Consider the following 19527-nt stretch of genomic DNA (forward strand, 5'->3'; position numbering starts at 1 on the left):
ACTGACCAGACCAGAAAGGAATCCAGCACCATGACGACAGCACAACTCGCCCAGCATCTTTCACCGTGGGATCTTTTCCTGCAGGCCGACGCGATCGTCAAGGCGATCATGATCGTGCTCGCGCTCGCGTCGCTGCTGACGTGGGCCGTGATCGCGGACAAGCTGATCCGCTTTCGCGAACTGCGTGCCCGCGCGCAGCGCTGGAGCGCGGCGCTCGACCAACCCGAGCGCCTGCGAGCGCTCGCCGACGCGCTGCGCGCGCAGCCGTCGGACCCGTTCGCACGAATCTACGCGGCGCTCGGCAGCGAATGGGACGACAGCGAGCGTCGCGGGCTGGCGCGTTCGTCCGCGACGTTCGACAGCCTGAAGGAGCGGCTCGCGCGCATCGGCCAGATCGCGATCGGCGCGGAGCTCGACAAGCTGCAGCGCGGGCTGCAACTGCTCGCGACGGTCGGTTCGGTCGCGCCGTTCGTCGGCCTGTTCGGCACCGTGTGGGGGATCATCAATTCGTTCCAGGGCATCGCCGCGACCAACAACACGAGCCTGGCCGTCGTCGCGCCGGGCATCTCGGAGGCGTTGTTCGCGACCGCGCTCGGGCTCGTCGCCGCGATTCCGGCGGTGGTCGCGTACAACCGCGCGTCCGGCGATCTCGGCGGCTATGCGAATCAGCTCGGCGCGCTGACCGGGCGCGTCGAAGTCGAGCTGTCGCGGCTGCTCGACGCGGGCGAGGCGCGGCCCGATGCGGGCGGCGATGCAGCCGGGGCCGAGCGCGCCGACGACGCGCGCCGGCACGACGCGCGCGCGCCGGTGGCGGGCGCGCAGGTCGCCGCGAGCGGAGCGTAATCATGGGCGCGAAACTGTCGGGGCCGCGCGGCCCGGGCGCGTCGTTCGGCGCGCCGGTCAGCGAAATCAACGTCACGCCGCTCGTCGACGTGATGCTGGTGCTGCTGATCGTGTTCATGATCGCCGCGCCGCTGATGGCGTCGGGCGTCAAGGTCGACCTGCCGACCAGCCACGCGCGCCCGCTGAACGAGGACAAGCCGCCGCTGGCCGTGAGCATCGATCGTCAGGGCCAGGTGTTCGTCGACAAGTCCGCGGTGGCGGCCGGCCAGTTGCGCGCCGCGCTCGCGAGCGCGACGGGCGGCGATCGCGAGCGCCGGATCTTCCTGCGCGGCGATCAGGCGCTGCCGTACGGCACCGTGATCGCGACGATGGGCGAGATCAGCGATGCGGGCTACGGCAAGGTGGCGCTCGTGTCCGAGCCGCCGAAGCAGCGATGACGCAGGCGAACGAACGCGTGCGCATCACGCAGATCGGCTTTCTGACGTCGGGCAACTATGCGGCCGACGATCCGTTGCCGGGCCTCGAGCAGACGCTCGACCTGTTCCGGATCGGCGAGGCGCTCGGCTACGACTGCGCGTGGGTGCGCCAGCGCCATCTCGAGCGGGCCGTGTCGTCGGCGGCCACGTTTCTCGCGGCGGCGAGCCAGCACACGACCCGGATCGGGCTCGGGGCGGCCGTGATCCAGATGGGTTACGAGAATCCGTTCCGTCTGGCCGAGGATCTGGCGACTGTCGACATCCTGTCGCGCGGCCGCCTGAACGTCGGGCTCAGCGCGGGCGCGCCGCCGCACGGCGCATTGCTCGGCGACAGGCTGTTCGACGCCGCGCCGGAGCAGATCGACTTTTCGCACGCGCGTGTCGCACGGTTGCGCGCGAACCTGACGGGCGAACTGCTCGGCGACGCACAGAGCTTCGTCGAATCGCCGGCCGGGCGCGAGCGGCCGCGCGTGATGCCGTACGCGCCGGGGCTGACGCAGCGGCTCTGGTATGGCGGGGGCTCGCTCCGGTCGGCCGAATGGGCCGGCCGCAACGGCTTCAACCTGTTGCTCGGCAATCTGAACTCGGGCGAGCGCTCGGACGACTTCTTCGACACCCAGCGCAGCCACATCGACGCATTCCGTTCGAACTGGCAACGCGCGGATGCGCCGCGCATCGCGCTCGGCCGCGTGGTCGTGCCGACCGACAGCGCGGATTCGGCCAGCCGCCGGCGGTATCGCGCGTTTGCCGCCGAACGCGTCGCGCGCACGCGCGGCCCGCAAGGCGCGCGGCGCACCTTGTATGCGGAAGACCTGGTCGGCAGCGCGGCGGAAATCGCCGAGCGTCTGCTCGAGGATCCGGTCGTCCGGCAGGTGGGCGAGCTGCGGCTCGAACTGCCGTACGATTTCGCGCCCGACGAGTACGAGCAGATCCTGACCGACTTCGTGCTGCATATCGCGCCGCGTCTGGGTTGGCGGACGGGCGAGGCGGTGGCGGCGTAGCGCATGCGTCTCCCGATCGAACCGAATCAAGAGGAATACAGATGAATGAAAGAAGCGGACGAGGCGCGGCACGCGTTGGCGAGATGACGGGAGCCGCGTCATGAGCCGCGCACGCAGGCGGCTGAAGACGCTCGTCGGCGCGGCGAGCGTGATTTACGCGCCCGGCGACCCGGACGCCGCACAGGGCGTGCGGCGCGCGGCCGCGCTTGCGCGCAAGGCGGAAGCGGAGAAGATCACCGGCCTGTTCACCGCCGACCTGCTGCAGGCCGATCCGGCCGGCCTTGCCGGCACCACGGGCAGCCAGGAGCCGATCGTCGCGCTGGCCGCGCTGAGCCAGGCGACCTCGGCCATCGGGCTCGTCGCGACGGTATCGACGACCTATCACCACCCTTACAACCTCGCGCGGCTGATCGGCACGCTCGATCACGTGAGCGGCGGCCGGGCCGCCTGGAACGCGGTGACGTCGTCGGTCGGCGAGGAAAACTTCGGCGAGGCGGCGTTGCCCGATCCGGAACGGCGCTACGCGCGGGCGGCCGAATTCGTCGAAGTCGTCAACGCGCTGTTCGACGCGAACGATCCGGCCGCGGCGCGGCGCGGGCCGGGCGGCGGCGTGTCGATCGACCCGCGCAAGCTCGGCGCGATCGACTATCGCGGCGCGCACTTTCAGGTGCAGGGGCCGCTGAACGTGCCGCCGTCGCCGCAGCGGCGGCCCGTGCTGTTCCAGGCCGGGCAGTCGGCGAGCGGCGTGACGCTCGGCGCGCGGTACGCGGAAGTCGTCTACACGTCGCAGCCGACCCTCGACGATGCGCGCGCGTTCGTCGCCGAGCTGCATCGGCAGGCGGCCGCATTCGGCCGCGGCGACCGGTTGCCGCTCGTGATGAATTCGTTTCATTCGGTGATCGGCGAATCCGACGCCGACGTCGCGCGGCGGCTGCGCGACAAGCACGAGCGCATCGATTACGAACAAGGCCGGTTGAAGCTCGCCGACATGCTCGGCGGCGGCGTCGACCTGCGCGACCTGCCGCTCGACCAGCCGCTGCCGGAATCGCTGCTGCCGGCCATCGACAGCGTGCATCGCCGGCGCGGACGCGTCGCGATCTTCGTCGGCTACGCGCGGCAGCGCCTGACGCTGCGCGAATTGATCATCCGCGCGCAGGAAACGGGCCACTGGTCCGTCGCCGGCACGCCGGAGCAGCTCGCCGATGCGATCGAAGCGCGCTATCGGGCGGGGCTCGTCGACGTGCTGACGCTGCATGGGCTCGGCCAGCCCGACCAGGAGGATCTGCTGCTCAACGGCCTGCTGCCCGAGCTGCGCCGTCGCGGCCTGGTCGATACCGATTATCCGGGCGGGGATTTTCGCGCGAACCTCGAACTGCCGGCGTTGCGGCGCGCGTTCGAGCACAAGGAACCGCTGAATGAATACCCGTGATGTGCTCGGTACGCGCGATGCATTGCGCGACGCGCTTGCCGCGCTACCCGATCTCGCGAATGCGATCGGGCAGGATGCCGCGCAACGCGAGGCGCGCCGCGAACTGCCGTTCGAGGGTTTCGCGCTCTTCCGGCGCTCGGCGCTGGGCGTGCTGCGCATTCCGGCGGCGCGGGGCGGCCTTGGCGGCACGCTGGTCGATCTGTTCGACACGGTCGCGACGCTGGCCGCCGCCGACTCGAATCTCGCGCATGCGCTGCGCATCCACTACGACATGACCGAGACGCTGCGCCTGTCGCCGCGCACGCCGTTCAACGACGTGCAGCTCGAACGCGCGCTGGCCGGCGCGATCTTCGGCGGCGCGTCGACCGAGCGCGGCACGTCGCGGCCGGGCGAGAACACGACCGTGCTGCGCCGGGACGGCGACCACCATCGCGTGACGGGCCGCAAATACTATTCGACGGGCACCGCGTTTGCCGATTTCGCGCGCATCAACGTGGAGAACGAGCAGGGCGACGCACTGGCCGTGATCATTCCGGTCGCGCGCGATGGCGTGCAGGTGCTCGACGACTGGGACGGGATGGGGCAGCGCATGACCGCGAGCGGCAGCCTGCTGCTCGACGACGTGCAGGTGTTCGCGGACGAAGTCGCCGCGCGCGACGGCTCGTCGCTCGTCGGCCGCCATTGCGGCGCGCTGCGGCAGCTTCATCTCGTCGCGACGGCGGCGGGAATCGTGCGCAACGTGATCGCCGACGCGCGCCGCTATGTGCTCGAGCACGGGCGCCCGGTGCTGCACAGCCCGGCGCCGACCGCGCGCGACGATCATTTCATCCAGCAGATCGTCGGCGAGCTGTCCGCGCACGGTCACGCGATCGACGCGCTCGTGCGCGACAACGCGCGGGCGCTCGACCGTTCCGCGGATGCGATCGAAGCCGGCGATGCCGAGGCCCATGCGCTGGTGCTCGACAGCGCGCTCGCGACCGCGCGCACGCAGCTCGTCGTCGGCAAGCTCGCGCTGCATGCGGCCGAGCGGCTGTTCGAAGTCGGCGGCGCGTCGGCGACGGCGCGCACCCACAACCTCGACCGGCACTGGCGCAACCTGCGCACGATCTTCAGCCACAACCCGCTGCTGCACAAGGCGCGCGTGATCGGCGACTACGCGCTGAACGGCGTGACGACGCACCTGACCGAAGGGCGCGTGTTCTGATCCGGCCGCGCGCGCGGCCTCCTTTCCGGAATCATCCTGATGACCCACCGCACCGGCCACCTGCACCTCGGCGCATTCCTGTACCCCACCGGCCATCACATCGCCGCGTGGCGCCATCCCGGCTCGCAGGCAGACGCGGGCGTCGATTTTCGCCACTACGCGCTGCTCGCGCAGGCGGCCGAGGCGGCGAAGTTCGACCTCGTGTTCCTCGCGGACGGCGTCGGCACGCGCGGCGACGACGTCGAATTCCTGAGCCGCACCGCGCACAGCTACGTCGCGCAGTTCGAGCCGCTGACGCTGCTGTCGGCCCTCGCGGCCGTGACCGAGCGGATCGGCCTCGTCGGCACCGCGTCGACGAGTTTCAACGAGCCGTTCCACATCGCGCGCAAGTTCGCGTCGCTGGACCATATCAGCGGCGGCCGCGCGGGCTGGAACCTCGTCACGTCGTCGAGCGAGCACGAAGCGCGCAACTTCAATCGCGACGCGCATTTCGAGCACGCCGAGCGCTATGCGCGCGCGGAGGAATTCGCCGACGTCGTGCGCGGCCTGTGGGACAGCTGGGACGACGACGCATTCGTGCGCGATCGCGCAGCGGGCCGCTTCTTCGATCCGGCGAAACGCCATGTGCTCGACCATCGCGGCCGCTTCTTCCAGGTGCGCGGGCCGCTGAACGTCGCACGGCCGCCGCAGGGGCATCCGGTCGTCGTGCAGGCCGGTGCGTCGCCGGCCGGCACGCGGCTGGCCGCGCGCACGGCCGAGGTCATCTTCACCGCGCAGCAGACGCTCGACGACGCCGTCGCGTTCTATGCGGACGTGAAGGGCCAGCTCGCCGCATTCGGCCGCGACCCCGACACGCTGAAGATCATGCCGGGCGTGTTCCCGGTCGTGGGCCGCACCGAAAGCGAAGCGAAAGAGAAATTCGACGCGCTGCAGTCGCTGATCGACCCGACGGTCGGGCTCGCGCTCGTGTCGGGCCTCACGGGCGGGTTCGACCTGTCCGCATATCCGCTCGACGGCCCGATTCCGCCGCTGCCGGAAACCAATGCCAGCAAGAGCCGGCAGATGCTGACGCTCGAGCTTGCGCGCCGCGAGAACCTGACGATTCGCGAGCTCTACCTGCGCATCGCGGGCGCGCGCGGCCATTGGCAGCTGGTCGGCACGCCGGAGCAGATCGTCGACCAGCTCGAGGCGCGCTTCGTGCACTACGGCGCGGACGGCTACAACGTGATGGCGCCGACGCTGCCCGGCGGGCTCGACGATTTCATCGCGCTCGTGCTGCCCGAGCTGCGCCGTCGCGGGCGGTTTCGCAGCGACTATGCCGGCCGCACGCTGCGCGATCATCTCGGGCTGCGGCGGCCCGGGCGCCGCGACGCCGCGGTGCGCCGTGCAGGGGTATGACCGGGATTCTTGAAAAAACCGCCACATCAGACAGGCATATTATTAATTGGGACATATCCGTTCGATTAACTTTGTGTTTATTTGGCGATTCTCGTGAATAATCCGGGCTCCTGGGCGGGATTTTGCAGAAAATGCTGTCCCTATATGGGCAGGTGATGAAGATGAATTATATGGATATAAGAATTACATCTTCAGAAATCATGTTTATTTTCTGCATTGTCAAACTTTCTGAAAGAAATAAACATTATGATCTGAGGCATTCAAATAAAGAGCCGAGGATCGCGCATGAGTACCGAGATACGTTCGCCCTATTGGTTTTCCCTGCAGGATTATCCGGCTGCCGAACGTCTCGAAGCATGGCGGGCGCAGTATTCGGTGTCGGAATTCACGCCGATCGCGCCGATCGATCCGGCCATCGACTACCAGTTCACTGGATATACGCTCGGCAACATCTCGATGGGCAAATGGGTTTATCGCCAGCCGGACGGCGCGAGCATGCCGCTCATGTATGCGCTGAACCGTTCGACGCCCTTCATCCGGCGGGACGGGCTGGACAACTATTCATTCAACTTCCGGCATGCGGGCGCGGTGCACGGTGAAATCGACGGGCGCGCGGTGTCGGTACGGCCGGGCGAAGTCCTCGTCGTCGACCAGGCTCGCCCCTATCACCGTGAAATCCAGGCCGGCGACGCAATCACCTTGCTGGTTGCGCGCGATGCGCTGCCCAACCTGCCGTCGAACATTCACGGCACGATCTTCAGCGGGAACATGAGCCAGCTGCTCGAGGATTATCTGAGAATCCTGATCGAGCGGATCGGCACGCTGTCGCAGTCCGAAGCGCTGCACGCCGAAGAGGCGACGCTGAGCCTGGTGAAAGCGATGCTGAACCCGTTCGGGGCGGACGCCGCGAATGCGCGAAACGAACTCCTGGCGACCCTGTACGTGAAGATCAAGGAGTACATCCGGCAGAACCTGGAGTCGCCGGATCTGTCTCCGGAGCGGATCTGCAAGGATATCGGCATTTCGCGCTCGAGCCTCTACCGGTTGTTCGAACAGGATGGCGGCGTCGCGAACTACATCCGCAAGCGCCGCCTGCTCGCGGTCCATCGCGCGCTCATGTCGCCCGGCAGCACGCGCCACCGGATCGGCGACCTGGCCTATCGCTACGGTTTCAACAGCAATACGCAGCTGAGCCGCGCATTCAAGCAGGCGTTCGGCCATGCGCCGAGCGAAACCCGCGACGTGGCCGAGCGCGGGCAGCACGTCAAACAGCGGCGCAGCGACGCCGACTACGGCGGCTGGCTCACGCAGATGCGCTGAAACGCGCAGGCGGCCCGGTGCGTCGTCCGCACCGGGCCGCCCGCGCATCGTGTCGCGCGATCAGGCGAACGCTTCCACGGCGGCGGCCGTGTCCTCGAAGATCCGGTAATGACGGATCACGTTGCCCTCGATCTGCGCGACGACCGCGAACTCGCTCTTGAAGATCCGGCCCGTCTTGCGCACGCGGTGCTGCATGAAGCCGTACGCGAACACGTAATCGTCGGCTTCGGCCCATTTCCTGATCTCGAACGTCTCGGTCTCGAACTGCTCGGCGAGCGTGCCGAGCAGTCGTTCCACGCCGGCCTTGCCGACGAATCGTCCGTAGATCGGCAGATACGCCGGACCCTGCGGCTCGAATACCGTCGCGTCGTCGATAACGGCGAGCGCGCCCTGCACGTCGCGGGCACCGACCTTCGAGAAGAACTGCTGCAGCGGATTGAGCGCCATACAAACCTCCGTGAATGATGGATGGCGAAGCGGGATTATCGAGACCGGCTCCCGCCGCGATGCCGGTGTGTTGCCGCTCCCGCCGCTATGCCTTCAACAGCGCGAGCTTGTCATTGACGTTCGCCCAGCGCGCCGCGTCCGCCGTCGGCAGCTGGCTGCGCGTGATGCTTGGCCAGGTTTTCGACAGCGTGGCGTTGAGTGCGACGAACGCTTGCTGGCCGGCCGGCACCTCGTCGGCGGGGAAGATCGCGTCGACGGGGCACTCGCCGCGGCATACCCCGCAGTCGATGCACTCATCCGGGTCGATGACGAGAAAGTTCGAGCCTTCGTGAAAGCAATCGACAGGGCACACCTCGACGCAATCGGTGTAGCGGCACTGGATGCAGCTTTCGGTGACGACATGTGCCATGCTCGGCTCCCGTTGAAAAAGTGAGGGTCAAGACGCCGTCGGAACATGAACGCTCAGCGACGCCAGCGCGAATAGCCGCTCGATCCATTGGCGCGTCTCGTCGGGGCTTGGCGTGCCGATGATGCCGGCGAGCGGCGCTTCGTGCGCCGAATACGTGACGTTCGACGCGAACGCGCGACCGATTTCGAGTTCGTTCCATGCGAGCACCGCGGCACTGCCGCGGAACGGCTCGGTGCCGCTGAACCCGTGATACCGCCCGCCTCGCAGGTGATGCCCCGGAAACACGAACCAGCCGTGCCAGAGCTGCTGCGTGAACGCGGCGCGTGCCGGAATCCGGATCGGTTCGCCGAGCAGGAGGCTCAGCTCGGTCGACGGCAGGTGAATGCCGGTGGCGAGCTCGAAGGTTGCGACCACGTCGGCGCCGCCGACCCGATTGCCGACCTCGAGGAACACCAGTTCGCCCGCGTGCTCGATCGCTTCGAGATGGAAGGCGCCGCCGTCGATGCACACGGCGGCCAGCGTGCGCTCGACCCATCGGCGGGCGGCGTCGCTCAGCGCGAAATGGAACGAGCCGAGCGGGCGGCCGGCGGCATAGGCCAGGCAGGTGCCGACATAGCGGCTCGCCGTGATCGCACGGATCTCGCCGTCGGCAACGATGCCGTCGAAATGCAGGATCGGGCCATCGACGAATTCCTCGAGTTCGAAGTCGTCGATACGCGGCGCGCCTGAATCGAGCGCGGCGACGCCGGTGCGGCCGGCCGCCAGCGCGTCGGATAGCGCGGCGGGCGTGTCGAACACGACGACATCCGCACTCGATGCGCCGCTGTGCGGTTTCAGCACGGTTGCGCCGTGCCACGGCGTGTGTCCGTGCGCGTCGATCCAGTCGCGCAGCGGCATGAAGCGCGGCACACGCAAACCGGCGTCGCGCACGGCCTGCTTCATCCTGACCTTGTCGCGCACCAGCATCACCTGTTCGACCGATTTGCCGCCGATGCCGAGCCGGGCGCGCAGCTTCGCCGCGTCGAGCAATTCATACTCCGACAGGGAAATCACGACGTCGAAGCGGTGCGGATGCGCATCGAGCCATGCGCTGGCTTCGTCGAATGCGGAAGCGAGGCCGGCCCGTTCGACACGGGTGCAGCGCAGCTGCGCCGGAATCGTGTCCAGAATGTCGCGCTTGCCGAAGTACGTCACGTCGTGCCGATCGTGATCGATGCCGCGCGCGTAGTCGATGCGCGGATACGGCACGCGGTGCAGTACGAGAATCTTCATCCCAGGTCTCCAGACAAAACGAAGGGCGGCGGCGTCATGCCGCCGCGCGTGCTTCGCAGGCGGCGTCGAGTGCCGCCGGCCAGTTCGCGCGCAGGGTGGCCACCACGTCGCGGATGTCGGCGTCGCCGGCTTCCAGCGTGATGCAGGCGAGCGCGACGAAGTCGGCGTTATCGCGCGCGATCGCATGCACGAAGCGCCGCTCCGTCGACAGCCACTCGAAGCTGCGCGCTTGCAGTGCGCCGTCGCTCAAGCCGAGCATGCGGGCCGTATCGGCGATCGCATCGTCGAGCGGCGACGCGTCGATGCGCACGTCCTGCGACGAAAACGACTGGTCCTCGGCCACGCCGAGCATCACGGCGGCGGCGAAACGCCCGGGCGGCGGCAGCGTGGGGGGCGGCGCAACCCCCCAGGCCGCATCGATCCAAGCATGGAACAGGTCGACGCCGTAGGCCCAGCGGGCGAGCCACCAGATCTTCATGCCCGCCGGGCGCCGGTTCGGCTCGACGACGGCCGCGCGCAGCCCGTCGTCGCTGAGCTTGATTTCGTTGTGGAACGGGCCGTCCCGCTGGCCGACCAGCAGGTTCGCCAGCCGGCCGGCGCGCGTCAGTGTGTCCGCTTCGTGCGCGGCGAGCCGCGACGGCAGAATCTGCGCGACCTCGACCGGATAGCGTCCGGTGGCGCTGACCTTCTCGGTTGTAAACGACAGGGCGCCCAGGCCGTCGAACGAAAACTCGCGCGCGAACGGAATGAAGGCCTCGCAGATCACGCCGCGCGACAGATACGGCGCGACTTCGCTGAACGCTGCGTCGAGGCTGTCGCCGTCGCGCACGACCACCACGCCCCGGTTGTTGCCCTCACAGGAGGGCTTGACGACGAAGCCGCCCGGATGATCGGCCGCGAAGCGCCGCAGATCGTCGACCGACGCGGCCTCGGCATAGTCCGGCACCATCACGCGCTGGGCTTCGAGCAGCGCGCGCACGCGGTGTTCGGCAACCCGGTAGGCATGCTTGCTGAACGCGCCTTGCGCGAGCGGTGCGGAGTCGACGGCCAGGCCGAGCCGCTCCAGCAATGCGGCGCCTTGCTGGACCGCGTTGTCGGAAAACACGATGCCGGCGCGCAGATCGCTCGCGATATCCGCGAGCCGCGCGAGCGCGGCATCGACAAAGCCGTCGGCGAGCGGATCGAGATCGATCACGTCGTCGCAGATGCGCCGGTCGCGCTCGCCGGGCCCCGAACGGATCAGCACCGTGCGTGCGCCGTAGCGCTCACGCGCGTAGCGGGCGAGGTGGGCGACGTCGTCCACCCGGCTGAGGTTGTAGTCGACGATCAGCAGCGTCGAAGCGGATTGGGTGGTCATGGTCAAGCTCCCAGCGCGGGTTCGGCGACCCCGTAGTGCACGGCGATCGCGTCCGCCGAGGTCGCGAGCAGCGTGTCGAGTTCGGCGTCGCGTTCGGCGCGGCTCATCGACCACAGCAGCTGGCCGAGGAACACCTCGCGCGACGCCGGATCGATCTCGTCGCCGGGTTTCAGCAGCACCTGGGTGACGATCGGTTCACGCGGCAGCGGATTGAGCCGGATCTCCTCGATCCGCCCCGGCGATGCAAAGTAGACGCGGAAGAACGTCGCGTTCGAGCCCGGCGCACGACCGTCGGCGGCATAGGCGAGGCGGGCGAGCCGCTCGTGCGCGCCGTCCGGATCGAGCAGGATGCCGAGCCACAGGTCGAGCAGGTTCGCGTCGCCGGTGAGCGCCTTCACGCTCGGCGAAATCAGGCTGCCGCCCACGCGCGGATTGATCTCGATCAGATCCCACCGCGCGCCGTCGAAGCGGGCCTCGACGTGGAAGCAGCCCCAGCCGAGCGCCAGATGCGCGAACACCGAACCGAGCCATGCAATGCCGGCTGCGCACTGGTGCGCGGCGATCGATACGGGCGGGCTCGTGCAGCTATCCTCCAGCACGGTGCCGTTCGCCTCGGTCAGCTCGCACTTCTCGTGAATCGCGACGACATAGGGCCGGCCGTCCACGGCCAGCAACTCGAAGCTGAACTCGGTGCCGCTCACGTACTCTTCCGCGATGAACCGGGCCCGGTCGCCGAACACCGATGCGTAGACCGTGTCCGCCTGCGTTTCGTCCGCGATCGCCTCGAGCGTCGCCCACGTCGTGTCGCGCGTGAGGCGGAACGCGCCATATGACGCAATGCCGCGCAGCGGTTTCACGAAATAGTCGCCGCCGGCCGCCTGCAGGTCGCGCAGCACGTGCGGGGTGAGCGCGTATGCGGTGCGGCTGGAGAGGCCGGCCGCATGGAGCGTATTGCGAACGTGCAGTTTGTCGCGCAACGATTCGACATGCGCGGGGTCGAGATCCGCGACACCGAGGCGCGCGTTCGCATGCGCCATCAGTGCGCGGTAGCCTTCCCACACCGAAATGCAGGCACGTACCCGCACGCCGCGCGCCTGCAGCGCGTCGAGCGTGCGATCGACATCCGCCGTCGACAGCGCGTGCGTGTCGCCCGCATCGACGTCCGCCGCGAGCGCCCGCAGCGCGTCGAGCCGCCCGGCCTGCTCCGGCAGCGGCCGGGACGTCAATACGTACGCCTGCAGTTGCCGCTGGCTGATCGCCGCGACGAGATCCTCGACGAACGAGTAACCGCAGTGACTCAGAATCAGAATGCCATCAGCCAGCATGTCGGCTCTCCCTTCCCTGTTAGGCCGCTGCCTTCAACGTCGAGGCGATCTTGTCGTCGTACAGTTCCTTGAAGTACAGCGCGAGCACGGTCTGGTGTTCGGTCAGATAGCGTTTCAGCGCATGGATGTCTTCGTCGGTGCGCAACAGGTAACGAATTGCCGCCCACACTTCGCCAGGGTGATCGTCGTTGATGTCGGTATGCGAATGGGCGATCTGGCCGCCGATGTTCTGCTCGCCGAGCGAGCCCTTCAGCGCCTCGATCTTGCGCGGCTCGAGCTTCACGTTCACATACTCGACCAGGTACGAATACGCGACGACGCCGAGCGGCCCTTCGTGATCGAGCAGATACGAAAAATAGCCGGTCAGCAGCTTGGTCGACAGGTACGGCTCGGTCGCAAGGAAGGTCTCGCGCGACACGCCCGCACGTTCGAGATCCTGCACGAACAGGTCGTCGTGCAACATTTCCTCGCGTTCGTAGTTCGCCCAGATCTGCGCGGCCTCGGGGCTGCGCTTTGCGATCTCGGCGAGCGCCTTCGATTCGGACACCCGCAGCAGGCGGATGCGCCATGCGGTTTCGATCAAGTGGCGGCGGTAGTACTCGCTGTCGATGGTCTTGCCTTCGAGATGCGCCGCATACGGCACGGTTTCGTACCACGTGTCGATCTGGCGATCGATCAGCGCGTCGATTTCGCCGCGCAGCTGAGCCGATGCAGCCGCATTCAGAAACGGAATGCGGTGCTCCAGGCCGACGTTTTTCACACGGTTGCTCATAAGAGATCCTATATAAATAGTGTGGGAACTGACAGGAAACGCGTCGTTGCGAGGGTCAACCGTTGGGCGTGGTGGCGACCTGCACGGTCGCCGCGCCGGTCAGGCGACATTGACACGCGAGCCTGAAGCGCTCGTCGGGGTAGCCGAGGGTGCACAGGAAAGCGGTTTCTTCCGGCTCCCGATTGCCGAGATTCGGCAAGCCCTCCAGCACTTCGATGACACAGGAGCCGCATGCGCCGGCGCGGCAGCCGAACGGGATCGATTCGCGCCCATGCAGTTCGAAGTCGAGCTCCGTCAACGAAGCGTGATTCGGAAGCCATACTTCGATACCCTGCGGTAACAGCGTCAGCCTGTGCATCGCTTCATCCTCCGTGTCCAGCCGGGCCGTCGCCGTCGCCGATCGATGCGGCGGCGAGCCCGGTGCACGTACTGTACGAAAAAGTGGCATCCATCGTTAGCGTTTTTGTCCCAACAAACCGACGATCCGTTTCTGCGCGTTCGTTTGCACCGTCCGTCGCGCGGATGGGACGCAGGGTCAATCCATTGAGACGCGCTGGCTAACCCTCGCGCATCCCGTTCGGTACATTTGCTCTCATCGTCGGCTTCGTGGTCGTGGCATCGCAGCGATGCCCGCCTTCACCGGAGTCGTATGGAACCCCTCCCACCGATATCCCCAGCCTGGAGCGAAAGACATGTCATCACAAGCGATTTCGGACGTTGCGCAGCAGCCGGCCCGCACCGCGAGCGGCATCGAGACGGCGGACACTCCCCGTTGCAATACGCTCGAAGCACAGAAGCTGTTGAACCAGTTCTACCTGCGGGAACTCGCGCCGCCGAGCGCGTACGACACGATCCCGAAAGCAGCGGAATACGATCAGATCCTGACACTCGAGAGCGAGTGGAACCTCCACGAGGAATCGCGTCTCGATCTGTCCGGGCTACCGGAGAACGCCGCGCAACTCGAGGAGTGGTACTACGAACTGCGCCGCACGAATCGCCATGCAGTCGCGCCGTTTTTCCGCTTTCTGGCGGAGGAGGCGTCACTGGAGCAACTGGCGTTCTATATCTGCCTCGAAGCGCAGGTCGACGGACGCTTCGACGATACGATCGCGTTGTCGCAGATCGGCATGCTCGGCGACATGAAGCTCGCGGTTGCCGAGAACTTCTGGGACGAAATGGGCCTCGGCAATCTCGACGGCATGCATACGCTGCTGTTCGGCAAGGCGGAGCCGTACTTCCGGCAGTATCTGCAGCGCTTCGACGCATCGATCCTGTCGTCCGCGCTCGCGCTCAAGAACGGCAACCTGCTGTCGATGTACGCGCTGCGGCGCTGGTATGTGCTGCGCCTGCTCGGCACGCTGACGCTGCTCGAGGACACCGTGCCGTACCGCTTCTCGAAGATGGTGAAGGGCATGCGTCGCCATCAGGTGCCCGAGCAGGTCATCGAATACCACGTGCTGCATACGAAGATCGACGTGGTACACGGCAACAGCCTCGTGAAGCGGGTACTGCTGCCGCTCGCGACGCAGAATCCATCCGCGATCCGCGACATCTGCATCGGATGCCTGATCCGGTTCAACGTCGAGAAGGATTACTACGAAGGTGCGGGCCAGGTGATGGAGAACATGCGCCAGTCGCTGCAATGACGACAGCGCGCGTCACCCCGCGCGGCCTGCCGTCCCGGTGGCGGTCTGCAGGATTCACACGATCCGCACGCACCGCCACGCCTGCTTCCTTCATGCCGGTTCGCCACGAGTCGCCATCATGAGCCTCGAACAACTGTCGCAGTTGCAGCCCCCTCCGCAGATTCGCCCGGAGCCCGCCCGAGCCGTGCTGACGCGCCCCGTCACGCTGTTGTTTGCGGCGACGGCAGGGTTCGCCGTCGCCAACGTCTATTACGCGCAGCCGTTGCTCGATACGCTCGCGTACCAGTTCGACATCTCGCGCGCCGCGATCGGCGGCATCATGACGATCACGAGCGTCTGCTATGGGCTGGGGCTGCTGCTTCTCGTTCCGCTCGGCGATGTGTGGGACCGGCGCCGGATGATCCTGATCCAGTCGGTGATCAGCGCGCTTGCGCTGCTGACGATCGGCACCGCGACGCAAGCGCCGGTGCTGCTCGTGGGCATGGCGCTGATCGGTTTCCTCAGCGTCGTCACCCAGGTGCTGGTGGCGTTTGCAGCGGGGCTTGCCGAGCCGGCCGAACGCGGGAACATCGTCGGTACCGTGACGAGCGGGATCGTGCTCGGCATCCTGCTTGCACGCACTTTCTCCGGCGCGATTGCCGATCTCGCGGGCTGGCGCGCGGTGTATTTCACCTCGGCCGGCGTCACGCTGGTGCTGGCCGTCGTGTTGTCGCGCGTTCTGCCGCGCCATCGTTTGCCCGGTGCCGCCGAGTCCTATCCACGGCTGATCGCGTCGGTGTTCGCGCTGTTCGGGCAGGAGCGCGTGTTGCGCGTGCGCGCCAGCATCGCATTTCTGCATTTCGCTGCGGCGATGACGCTCTGGACGCCGATGGTCCTGCCGCTCAGTGCGCCGCCGCTCTCGTTGTCGCACACCGAAATCGGCCTGTTCGGGCTGGCCGGCGCGGCGGGCGCGCTCGGTGCCGCGCGCGCCGGCCGGCTCGCGGACCGCGGTTTCGCGCAGTGGACCTCCGGCATCGGTCTCGCGCTGATGCTCGTGTCGTGGCTGCCTACGGCGCTCTTCATGCATTCGCTCGCTGCGCTCGTCGTAGGGGTCATCGCGTTCGATCTGGGGCTGCAAGCGGTGCACGTCACCAACCAGAGCCTGATCTACGGCGTGCGCCCGGAAGCGCGCAGCCGCCTGACGGCCGGCTACATGTTGTTCTATGCCGTCGGCTGCGCGTTCGGCTCGATCGCGTCCACCTGCGTGTATGCGCGCTTCGGCTGGAACGGTGTCTGCACGCTCGGCGCTACGATCAGCGCGACTGCGCTGGTGTTCTGGTATGCGACGCTGCGCCCTCGTGCGTGACGCTCCCATTTGATCCCGCTTTCTCCACTCGACCTCCACGGACTGCATGGACGCCAAACTTTCACACGACCTCGTCGGCATCGAAGCGGTGCTGCAGCGTACGCTCGAGCATGCGCTCGACGTGCTGGACCGTATCGACGAGCGCCCGGCCGCACTGGCGCCGAAGCCCGTCGAGCCGCGGCCGCTGCCGGCGAGCGGCCCCGGCTTCGACGCGGCGCTCGACGATTTCCTGACGCGCTGGGCGCCCGGGTTTTCCGGCAGCGCCGGTGCGCGCTATCTGGGCTTCGTGACGGGCGGCGCGACGCCGGCGTCGCTTGCCGGTGACTGGCTGACGAGCGTGTACGACCAGAATCCGACCGCCGGCATCGACAGTGCCGCGCCGGATCTCGAGCGTGAAACCGTCGCGCGGCTGCGCGAGCTGTTCGGGTTGTCCGATGCGCAGCAGGGCGTGCTCGTCAGCGGCGCGACGATGTCGAACCTCGTTGGCCTGGCGATCGCCCGCGAATGGCTGGGCGAGCAGTGCCCGAATCGCGTCAACATCGCCGAAGACGGCGTGAGCATGCTGCCGCCGATCCGGGTGCTGTCCGGTGCGCCGCACTCGAGCATCTACAAGGCGCTGTCCGTGCTCGGCATCGGGCGGCGCGCGGTGCAGAAGATCCCGACGCTGAAGGAGCGGGAAGCAGTGGATGTCGATGCGCTCGAAGCCAGGCTGCAGCACTTCGAAGGGGAGCCGGTGATCGTCGTCGCGAACGCAGGTACCGTCAACACGGTCGACTTCGACGCGTTGGAGGCGATCGCCGCGTTGCGTTCGCGCTATCCGTTCTGGCTGCACGTCGACGCGGCGTTCGGCGCGTTCGCGGCGCTTTCGCCGAACCATGCGGCGCTGGTCCGCTACCTCGACGAGGCGGACTCGATCTGCATCGACCTGCACAAGTGGCTCAACGTACCGTACGACGCGGCGGTGCAATTCAGCCGCCGGCGCGACCTGCAGGTGCGCGTGTTCATGAACAGTTCTGCCTACCTTGGCGTACCGACCGACAACCCGGATTTCGTGCACCTGACCCCCGAGAATTCGCGGCGTCTGCGCGCGCTGTCGACCTGGTTCGCGCTCGCCGCTTATGGCCGGGAAGGGCATGCGGAGATCGTCCGCCGCAACATCGCGCTGGCGCATCGGCTCGGCCAGCGGATCGCCGGGCAGCCGGGCCTCGCGCTGCTCGCGCCGACCCGGATGAACGTGGTGTGCTTTACGCTCGCCGACCGGCCCGACGAGGCGCGCGTCAACGCGTACATGCGCGCGGTGCGCGATCTCGGGGATGTGTTCATCACCACGACCGTCCATGACGGCACCTGGGGGTTGCGAGCCGCGTTTTGCAACTGGCGTACCGACGAACGGGACGTCGACCGCATCTTCGAGTCGCTGGTTCGGGCGCTTGGAGGGGGGCGATGAATACGCCGGCCCGTTCGTCGGCTGCACAACGATGGACGCTTCGCGCGATCGGCGCGAGCTGCATCGCGCTCGTCGCGGGCGCGCTCATGATCCAGCTGGTGCTGCACGAGGATCCGTGCCCGCTTTGCATCATCCAGCGCTACTTGTTCCTGCTGATCGCCGCGTTCTCGTTCGCCGGTTCGGTCGGTGGGCGCCGCGCGGGGCTGTGGCAGGCGCTGGCCCTGTCGAGCGCGCTGGCGGGCGCAGGCGTCGCGGTCCGGCACATATACGTGCAGGCCCATCCGGGGTTCAGCTGCGGCGCCGACGCCTTGCAACCTGTCGTCGACGGCCTGCCGCCCGCGCACTGGCTGCCGCTGGTCTTCAAGGTCGGCGGGTTGTGCGAGACAAGCTATCCGCCGATCCTGGGCCTTTCGCTACCGATGTGGGCGCTCGCGGGATTCTCGGCGATCGCGGTGGTGGTCGGCTGGCGGATGCGTCTGCACACCGTCCAGGAAGCGTAGTGCCGCCCGGCGACATGCCGTATGCATCCGCGGCGCGACGTCAGCGCCGCAGGCCCGCGTCGCGCAGCAGCGGCAGCACGCGTTCGCCGAAGAAGTCGAGATCGGGCTTGAAGTCGTAGAAGCTCAACTGAATGCCGTCGATGCCCGCGCGGTGCAGTCGCACGATGGTGTCGGCGACTTCGTCCGGCGAGCCCGTGATCGAGATATTGCCGCCGATCGCGCGCGCCGCCGCCTGGGCACGCTGCTCGAAGCCGCCGCGCCACGCATGCGCATCGCTGTCGAAGCGATGGAAGCTGCCTTCGTCCGCGTGCGCGACGATCGCATCGCGGTACGCACGCGCTTCGGCCGCTGTTTCGCGGCAGATCACGAGCGGATTGAGCAGCGTGCGGACGGTGCGGCCGCGCGCCGCGGCGGCCGCCTTCACGCGTGCGGTGTGCGCGGGCAGCGCGTCGATCGCGCGTTCGGCGTCGGGGCCGGCCGGGCTCGTGACGAACACGATATCCGAATAGCGGGCCGCGAACGCGATGCCCGCGTCGGACCCCGTCGCGTTGATCAGCAGCGGGCGGCCGTAGCGCGGCTTCGGCGTGACGAATGCGCCGCCCAGCCGCCAGCTCGACAGCGCGGGCGCGTAGCTGAAATTGTCCGGCTGCGCCCACAGCTGCTGGACCGCGTCGAGGAACTCGGCGGCCATCTCGTAGCGCCGGTCGTGCTCGATCCGGTTCCAGCCGAACATCTCGTGCTCGATCGCGCGATGGCCGGTCACGACGTTGATGCCCCAGCGCCCGCGCGAGATGTGGTCGAGCGTCGCGGTGAACTTCGCGAAATGCAGCGGATGCCAGGGCCCGTAGAGCACGTGGCTCGTCGCGACGAGGATGATCCGCTCGGTGCGCGCGGTCAGCGCGGCCAGCGTCATGAACGAGTCGAGCGCCTGGCCGTCGAACACGCCGCCGTAGCCGCCTTTCGGCAGCCACTGCGACAGCGCGAACACGAGATCGAAGCCGAGCGCTTCGGCGCGCGCGACCAGGTCGGCGTTGTAGTCGAACGTCCAGTCGGTCGAGCGTGGCAGCGTCGACGCGCTCCATCCGCCGGCCTGGATCGGCAGGAACAGCCCGAGCATCAGCGGCTGCGCGAGCACGCGCGACACGGGGCTGTCGGGGAACTCGGCCGGCGAGCGGACCTCGACGAACGGCGAGGGCGCGGCCGGCGCCGCGACGGATGCTGCGACGGAGGTGTCGCTCATGGTGGGGCTCCATACGGGATGGGCGAGCACGAAGCCTTCGCGATTCGGCATCGTCACGCGCGGCAGGACGCCCATTCTCGGCAACCGGCCGCACGG

At 67.7% G+C, this 19527-nt stretch carries 19 protein-coding genes; 11 read left to right on the forward strand and 8 right to left on the reverse strand.

The window, feature by feature from the left end:
• The first annotated feature begins 30 nt into the window (after window positions 1–30).
• The 7 genes from HWY45_RS12315 to HWY45_RS12345 all read left to right on the forward strand — a co-directional run bounded on the left by HWY45_RS12315 (window position 31) and on the right by HWY45_RS12345 (window position 7671).
• The gene (locus HWY45_RS12315) at window positions 31–843 is read left to right on the forward strand and encodes a MotA/TolQ/ExbB proton channel family protein (RefSeq protein WP_081063298.1); all 813 of its coding nucleotides are present in this window, start codon (window positions 31–33) and stop codon (window positions 841–843) included.
• A gap of 2 nt (window positions 844–845) precedes the next feature.
• A complete protein-coding gene (locus HWY45_RS12320) occupies window positions 846–1280 on the forward strand; it encodes an ExbD/TolR family protein (RefSeq protein WP_059557741.1) in 435 nt (144 codons plus the stop codon).
• Window positions 1277–2320 carry an LLM class flavin-dependent oxidoreductase gene (locus tag HWY45_RS12325; RefSeq protein WP_059881542.1) on the forward strand — a complete coding sequence of 348 codons (1044 nt, stop codon included), beginning with the start codon at window positions 1277–1279 and terminating at the stop codon, window positions 2318–2320. The genes HWY45_RS12320 and HWY45_RS12325 overlap by 4 nt, the downstream gene beginning before the upstream one ends.
• A gap of 100 nt (window positions 2321–2420) precedes the next feature.
• Complete coding sequence (locus HWY45_RS12330) at window positions 2421–3749, forward strand: NtaA/DmoA family FMN-dependent monooxygenase (protein WP_059810101.1); 1329 nt, start codon at window positions 2421–2423, stop codon at window positions 3747–3749.
• Window positions 3736–4953, forward strand: coding sequence for an acyl-CoA dehydrogenase family protein (locus HWY45_RS12335; protein WP_059881545.1), 1218 nt, complete (start codon window positions 3736–3738; stop codon window positions 4951–4953). Before HWY45_RS12330 ends, HWY45_RS12335 begins: the two co-directional genes overlap by 14 nt.
• 39 nt (window positions 4954–4992) lie before the next feature.
• On the forward strand, window positions 4993–6351 hold the full coding sequence (locus HWY45_RS12340; protein WP_059881547.1) for an LLM class flavin-dependent oxidoreductase: 1359 nt from the start codon (window positions 4993–4995) through the stop codon (window positions 6349–6351).
• A gap of 285 nt (window positions 6352–6636) precedes the next feature.
• Entirely contained in the window at window positions 6637–7671 is a 1035-nt protein-coding gene (locus HWY45_RS12345) for a helix-turn-helix domain-containing protein (RefSeq protein ID WP_059810104.1), read from the forward strand.
• 60 nt (window positions 7672–7731) lie between these two features.
• Here HWY45_RS12345 and HWY45_RS12350 read toward each other — a convergent pair whose 3' ends face one another.
• The 7 genes from HWY45_RS12350 to HWY45_RS12380 all read right to left on the reverse strand — a co-directional run bounded on the left by HWY45_RS12350 (window position 7732) and on the right by HWY45_RS12380 (window position 13611).
• Window positions 7732–8118 carry a nuclear transport factor 2 family protein gene (locus HWY45_RS12350; protein WP_059557729.1) on the reverse strand — a complete coding sequence of 129 codons (387 nt, stop codon included), beginning with the start codon at window positions 8116–8118 and terminating at the stop codon, window positions 7732–7734.
• 85 nt (window positions 8119–8203) lie between these two features.
• Window positions 8204–8527, reverse strand: a complete 324-nt coding sequence (gene fdxA, locus HWY45_RS12355) for a ferredoxin FdxA (RefSeq protein ID WP_059557726.1) — start codon at window positions 8525–8527, stop codon at window positions 8204–8206.
• Window positions 8528–8554: 27 nt separating this feature from the next.
• Window positions 8555–9799, reverse strand: a complete 1245-nt coding sequence (locus HWY45_RS12360) for an ATP-grasp domain-containing protein (RefSeq protein ID WP_059881549.1) — start codon at window positions 9797–9799, stop codon at window positions 8555–8557.
• Window positions 9800–9833: 34 nt separating this feature from the next.
• Window positions 9834–11156 carry an ATP-grasp domain-containing protein gene (locus HWY45_RS12365; protein WP_059881550.1) on the reverse strand — a complete coding sequence of 441 codons (1323 nt, stop codon included), beginning with the start codon at window positions 11154–11156 and terminating at the stop codon, window positions 9834–9836.
• 2 nt (window positions 11157–11158) lie between these two features.
• Window positions 11159–12481 (reverse strand): ATP-grasp domain-containing protein, encoded by a 1323-nt coding sequence (locus HWY45_RS12370; RefSeq protein ID WP_150998928.1) that lies wholly within the window; start codon window positions 12479–12481, stop codon window positions 11159–11161.
• Between the two features lie 19 nt (window positions 12482–12500).
• Entirely contained in the window at window positions 12501–13253 is a 753-nt protein-coding gene (locus HWY45_RS12375) for a hypothetical protein (protein WP_059557719.1), read from the reverse strand.
• A 55-nt stretch (window positions 13254–13308) separates the two neighbouring features.
• Window positions 13309–13611, reverse strand: a complete 303-nt coding sequence (locus tag HWY45_RS12380; RefSeq protein ID WP_059810111.1) for a 2Fe-2S iron-sulfur cluster-binding protein — start codon at window positions 13609–13611, stop codon at window positions 13309–13311.
• Between the two features lie 334 nt (window positions 13612–13945).
• Between HWY45_RS12380 and HWY45_RS12385 the strand changes: the two genes are divergently transcribed.
• The 4 genes from HWY45_RS12385 (at window position 13946) to HWY45_RS12400 (ending at window position 18191) form a co-directional block, all read left to right on the forward strand.
• Window positions 13946–14899 (forward strand): iron-containing redox enzyme family protein, encoded by a 954-nt coding sequence (locus tag HWY45_RS12385; protein ID WP_081064503.1) that lies wholly within the window; start codon window positions 13946–13948, stop codon window positions 14897–14899.
• A 118-nt stretch (window positions 14900–15017) separates the two neighbouring features.
• Complete coding sequence (locus HWY45_RS12390) at window positions 15018–16244, forward strand: MFS transporter (RefSeq protein WP_059881552.1); 1227 nt, start codon at window positions 15018–15020, stop codon at window positions 16242–16244.
• Between the two features lie 46 nt (window positions 16245–16290).
• On the forward strand, window positions 16291–17691 hold the full coding sequence (locus HWY45_RS12395) for a pyridoxal phosphate-dependent decarboxylase family protein (protein ID WP_059810116.1): 1401 nt from the start codon (window positions 16291–16293) through the stop codon (window positions 17689–17691).
• The gene (locus tag HWY45_RS12400) at window positions 17688–18191 is read left to right on the forward strand and encodes a disulfide bond formation protein B (protein WP_059881554.1); all 504 of its coding nucleotides are present in this window, start codon (window positions 17688–17690) and stop codon (window positions 18189–18191) included. The genes HWY45_RS12395 and HWY45_RS12400 overlap by 4 nt, the downstream gene beginning before the upstream one ends.
• A 40-nt stretch (window positions 18192–18231) precedes the next feature.
• On the opposite strand, the gene HWY45_RS12405 is transcribed toward HWY45_RS12400, so the two are convergent.
• Entirely contained in the window at window positions 18232–19431 is a 1200-nt protein-coding gene (locus tag HWY45_RS12405; RefSeq protein ID WP_059881628.1) for an LLM class flavin-dependent oxidoreductase, read from the reverse strand.
• Window positions 19432–19527 lie beyond the last annotated feature (96 nt).

The sequence above is a fragment of the Burkholderia stagnalis genome (genome assembly GCF_902830275.1).
In the GTDB taxonomy this organism is placed as follows: domain Bacteria; phylum Pseudomonadota; class Gammaproteobacteria; order Burkholderiales; family Burkholderiaceae; genus Burkholderia; species Burkholderia stagnalis.

Excerpts from the sequence above, each read along its gene's own strand:
- HWY45_RS12350 (WP_059557729.1), bottom strand. The coding sequence starts at position 8,118 with ATGGCGCTCAATCCGCTGCAGCAGTTCTTCTCGAAGGTCGGTGCCCGC.
- HWY45_RS12395 (WP_059810116.1), top strand. The coding sequence starts at position 16,291 with ATGGACGCCAAACTTTCACACGACCTCGTCGGCATCGAAGCGGTGCTG.
- HWY45_RS12330 (WP_059810101.1), top strand. The coding sequence starts at position 2,421 with ATGAGCCGCGCACGCAGGCGGCTGAAGACGCTCGTCGGCGCGGCGAGC.
- HWY45_RS12380 (WP_059810111.1), bottom strand. The coding sequence starts at position 13,611 with ATGCACAGGCTGACGCTGTTACCGCAGGGTATCGAAGTATGGCTTCCG.
- HWY45_RS12315 (WP_081063298.1), top strand. The coding sequence starts at position 31 with ATGACGACAGCACAACTCGCCCAGCATCTTTCACCGTGGGATCTTTTC.
- HWY45_RS12335 (WP_059881545.1), top strand. The coding sequence starts at position 3,736 with ATGAATACCCGTGATGTGCTCGGTACGCGCGATGCATTGCGCGACGCG.
- HWY45_RS12345 (WP_059810104.1), top strand. The coding sequence starts at position 6,637 with ATGAGTACCGAGATACGTTCGCCCTATTGGTTTTCCCTGCAGGATTAT.
- HWY45_RS12365 (WP_059881550.1), bottom strand. The coding sequence starts at position 11,156 with ATGACCACCCAATCCGCTTCGACGCTGCTGATCGTCGACTACAACCTC.
- HWY45_RS12400 (WP_059881554.1), top strand. The coding sequence starts at position 17,688 with ATGAATACGCCGGCCCGTTCGTCGGCTGCACAACGATGGACGCTTCGC.
- fdxA (WP_059557726.1), bottom strand. The coding sequence starts at position 8,527 with ATGGCACATGTCGTCACCGAAAGCTGCATCCAGTGCCGCTACACCGAT.
- HWY45_RS12340 (WP_059881547.1), top strand. The coding sequence starts at position 4,993 with ATGACCCACCGCACCGGCCACCTGCACCTCGGCGCATTCCTGTACCCC.
- HWY45_RS12385 (WP_081064503.1), top strand. The coding sequence starts at position 13,946 with ATGTCATCACAAGCGATTTCGGACGTTGCGCAGCAGCCGGCCCGCACC.
- HWY45_RS12390 (WP_059881552.1), top strand. The coding sequence starts at position 15,018 with ATGAGCCTCGAACAACTGTCGCAGTTGCAGCCCCCTCCGCAGATTCGC.
- HWY45_RS12370 (WP_150998928.1), bottom strand. The coding sequence starts at position 12,481 with ATGCTGGCTGATGGCATTCTGATTCTGAGTCACTGCGGTTACTCGTTC.
- HWY45_RS12375 (WP_059557719.1), bottom strand. The coding sequence starts at position 13,253 with ATGAGCAACCGTGTGAAAAACGTCGGCCTGGAGCACCGCATTCCGTTT.
- HWY45_RS12325 (WP_059881542.1), top strand. The coding sequence starts at position 1,277 with ATGACGCAGGCGAACGAACGCGTGCGCATCACGCAGATCGGCTTTCTG.
- HWY45_RS12405 (WP_059881628.1), bottom strand. The coding sequence starts at position 19,431 with ATGAGCGACACCTCCGTCGCAGCATCCGTCGCGGCGCCGGCCGCGCCC.
- HWY45_RS12320 (WP_059557741.1), top strand. The coding sequence starts at position 846 with ATGGGCGCGAAACTGTCGGGGCCGCGCGGCCCGGGCGCGTCGTTCGGC.
- HWY45_RS12360 (WP_059881549.1), bottom strand. The coding sequence starts at position 9,799 with ATGAAGATTCTCGTACTGCACCGCGTGCCGTATCCGCGCATCGACTAC.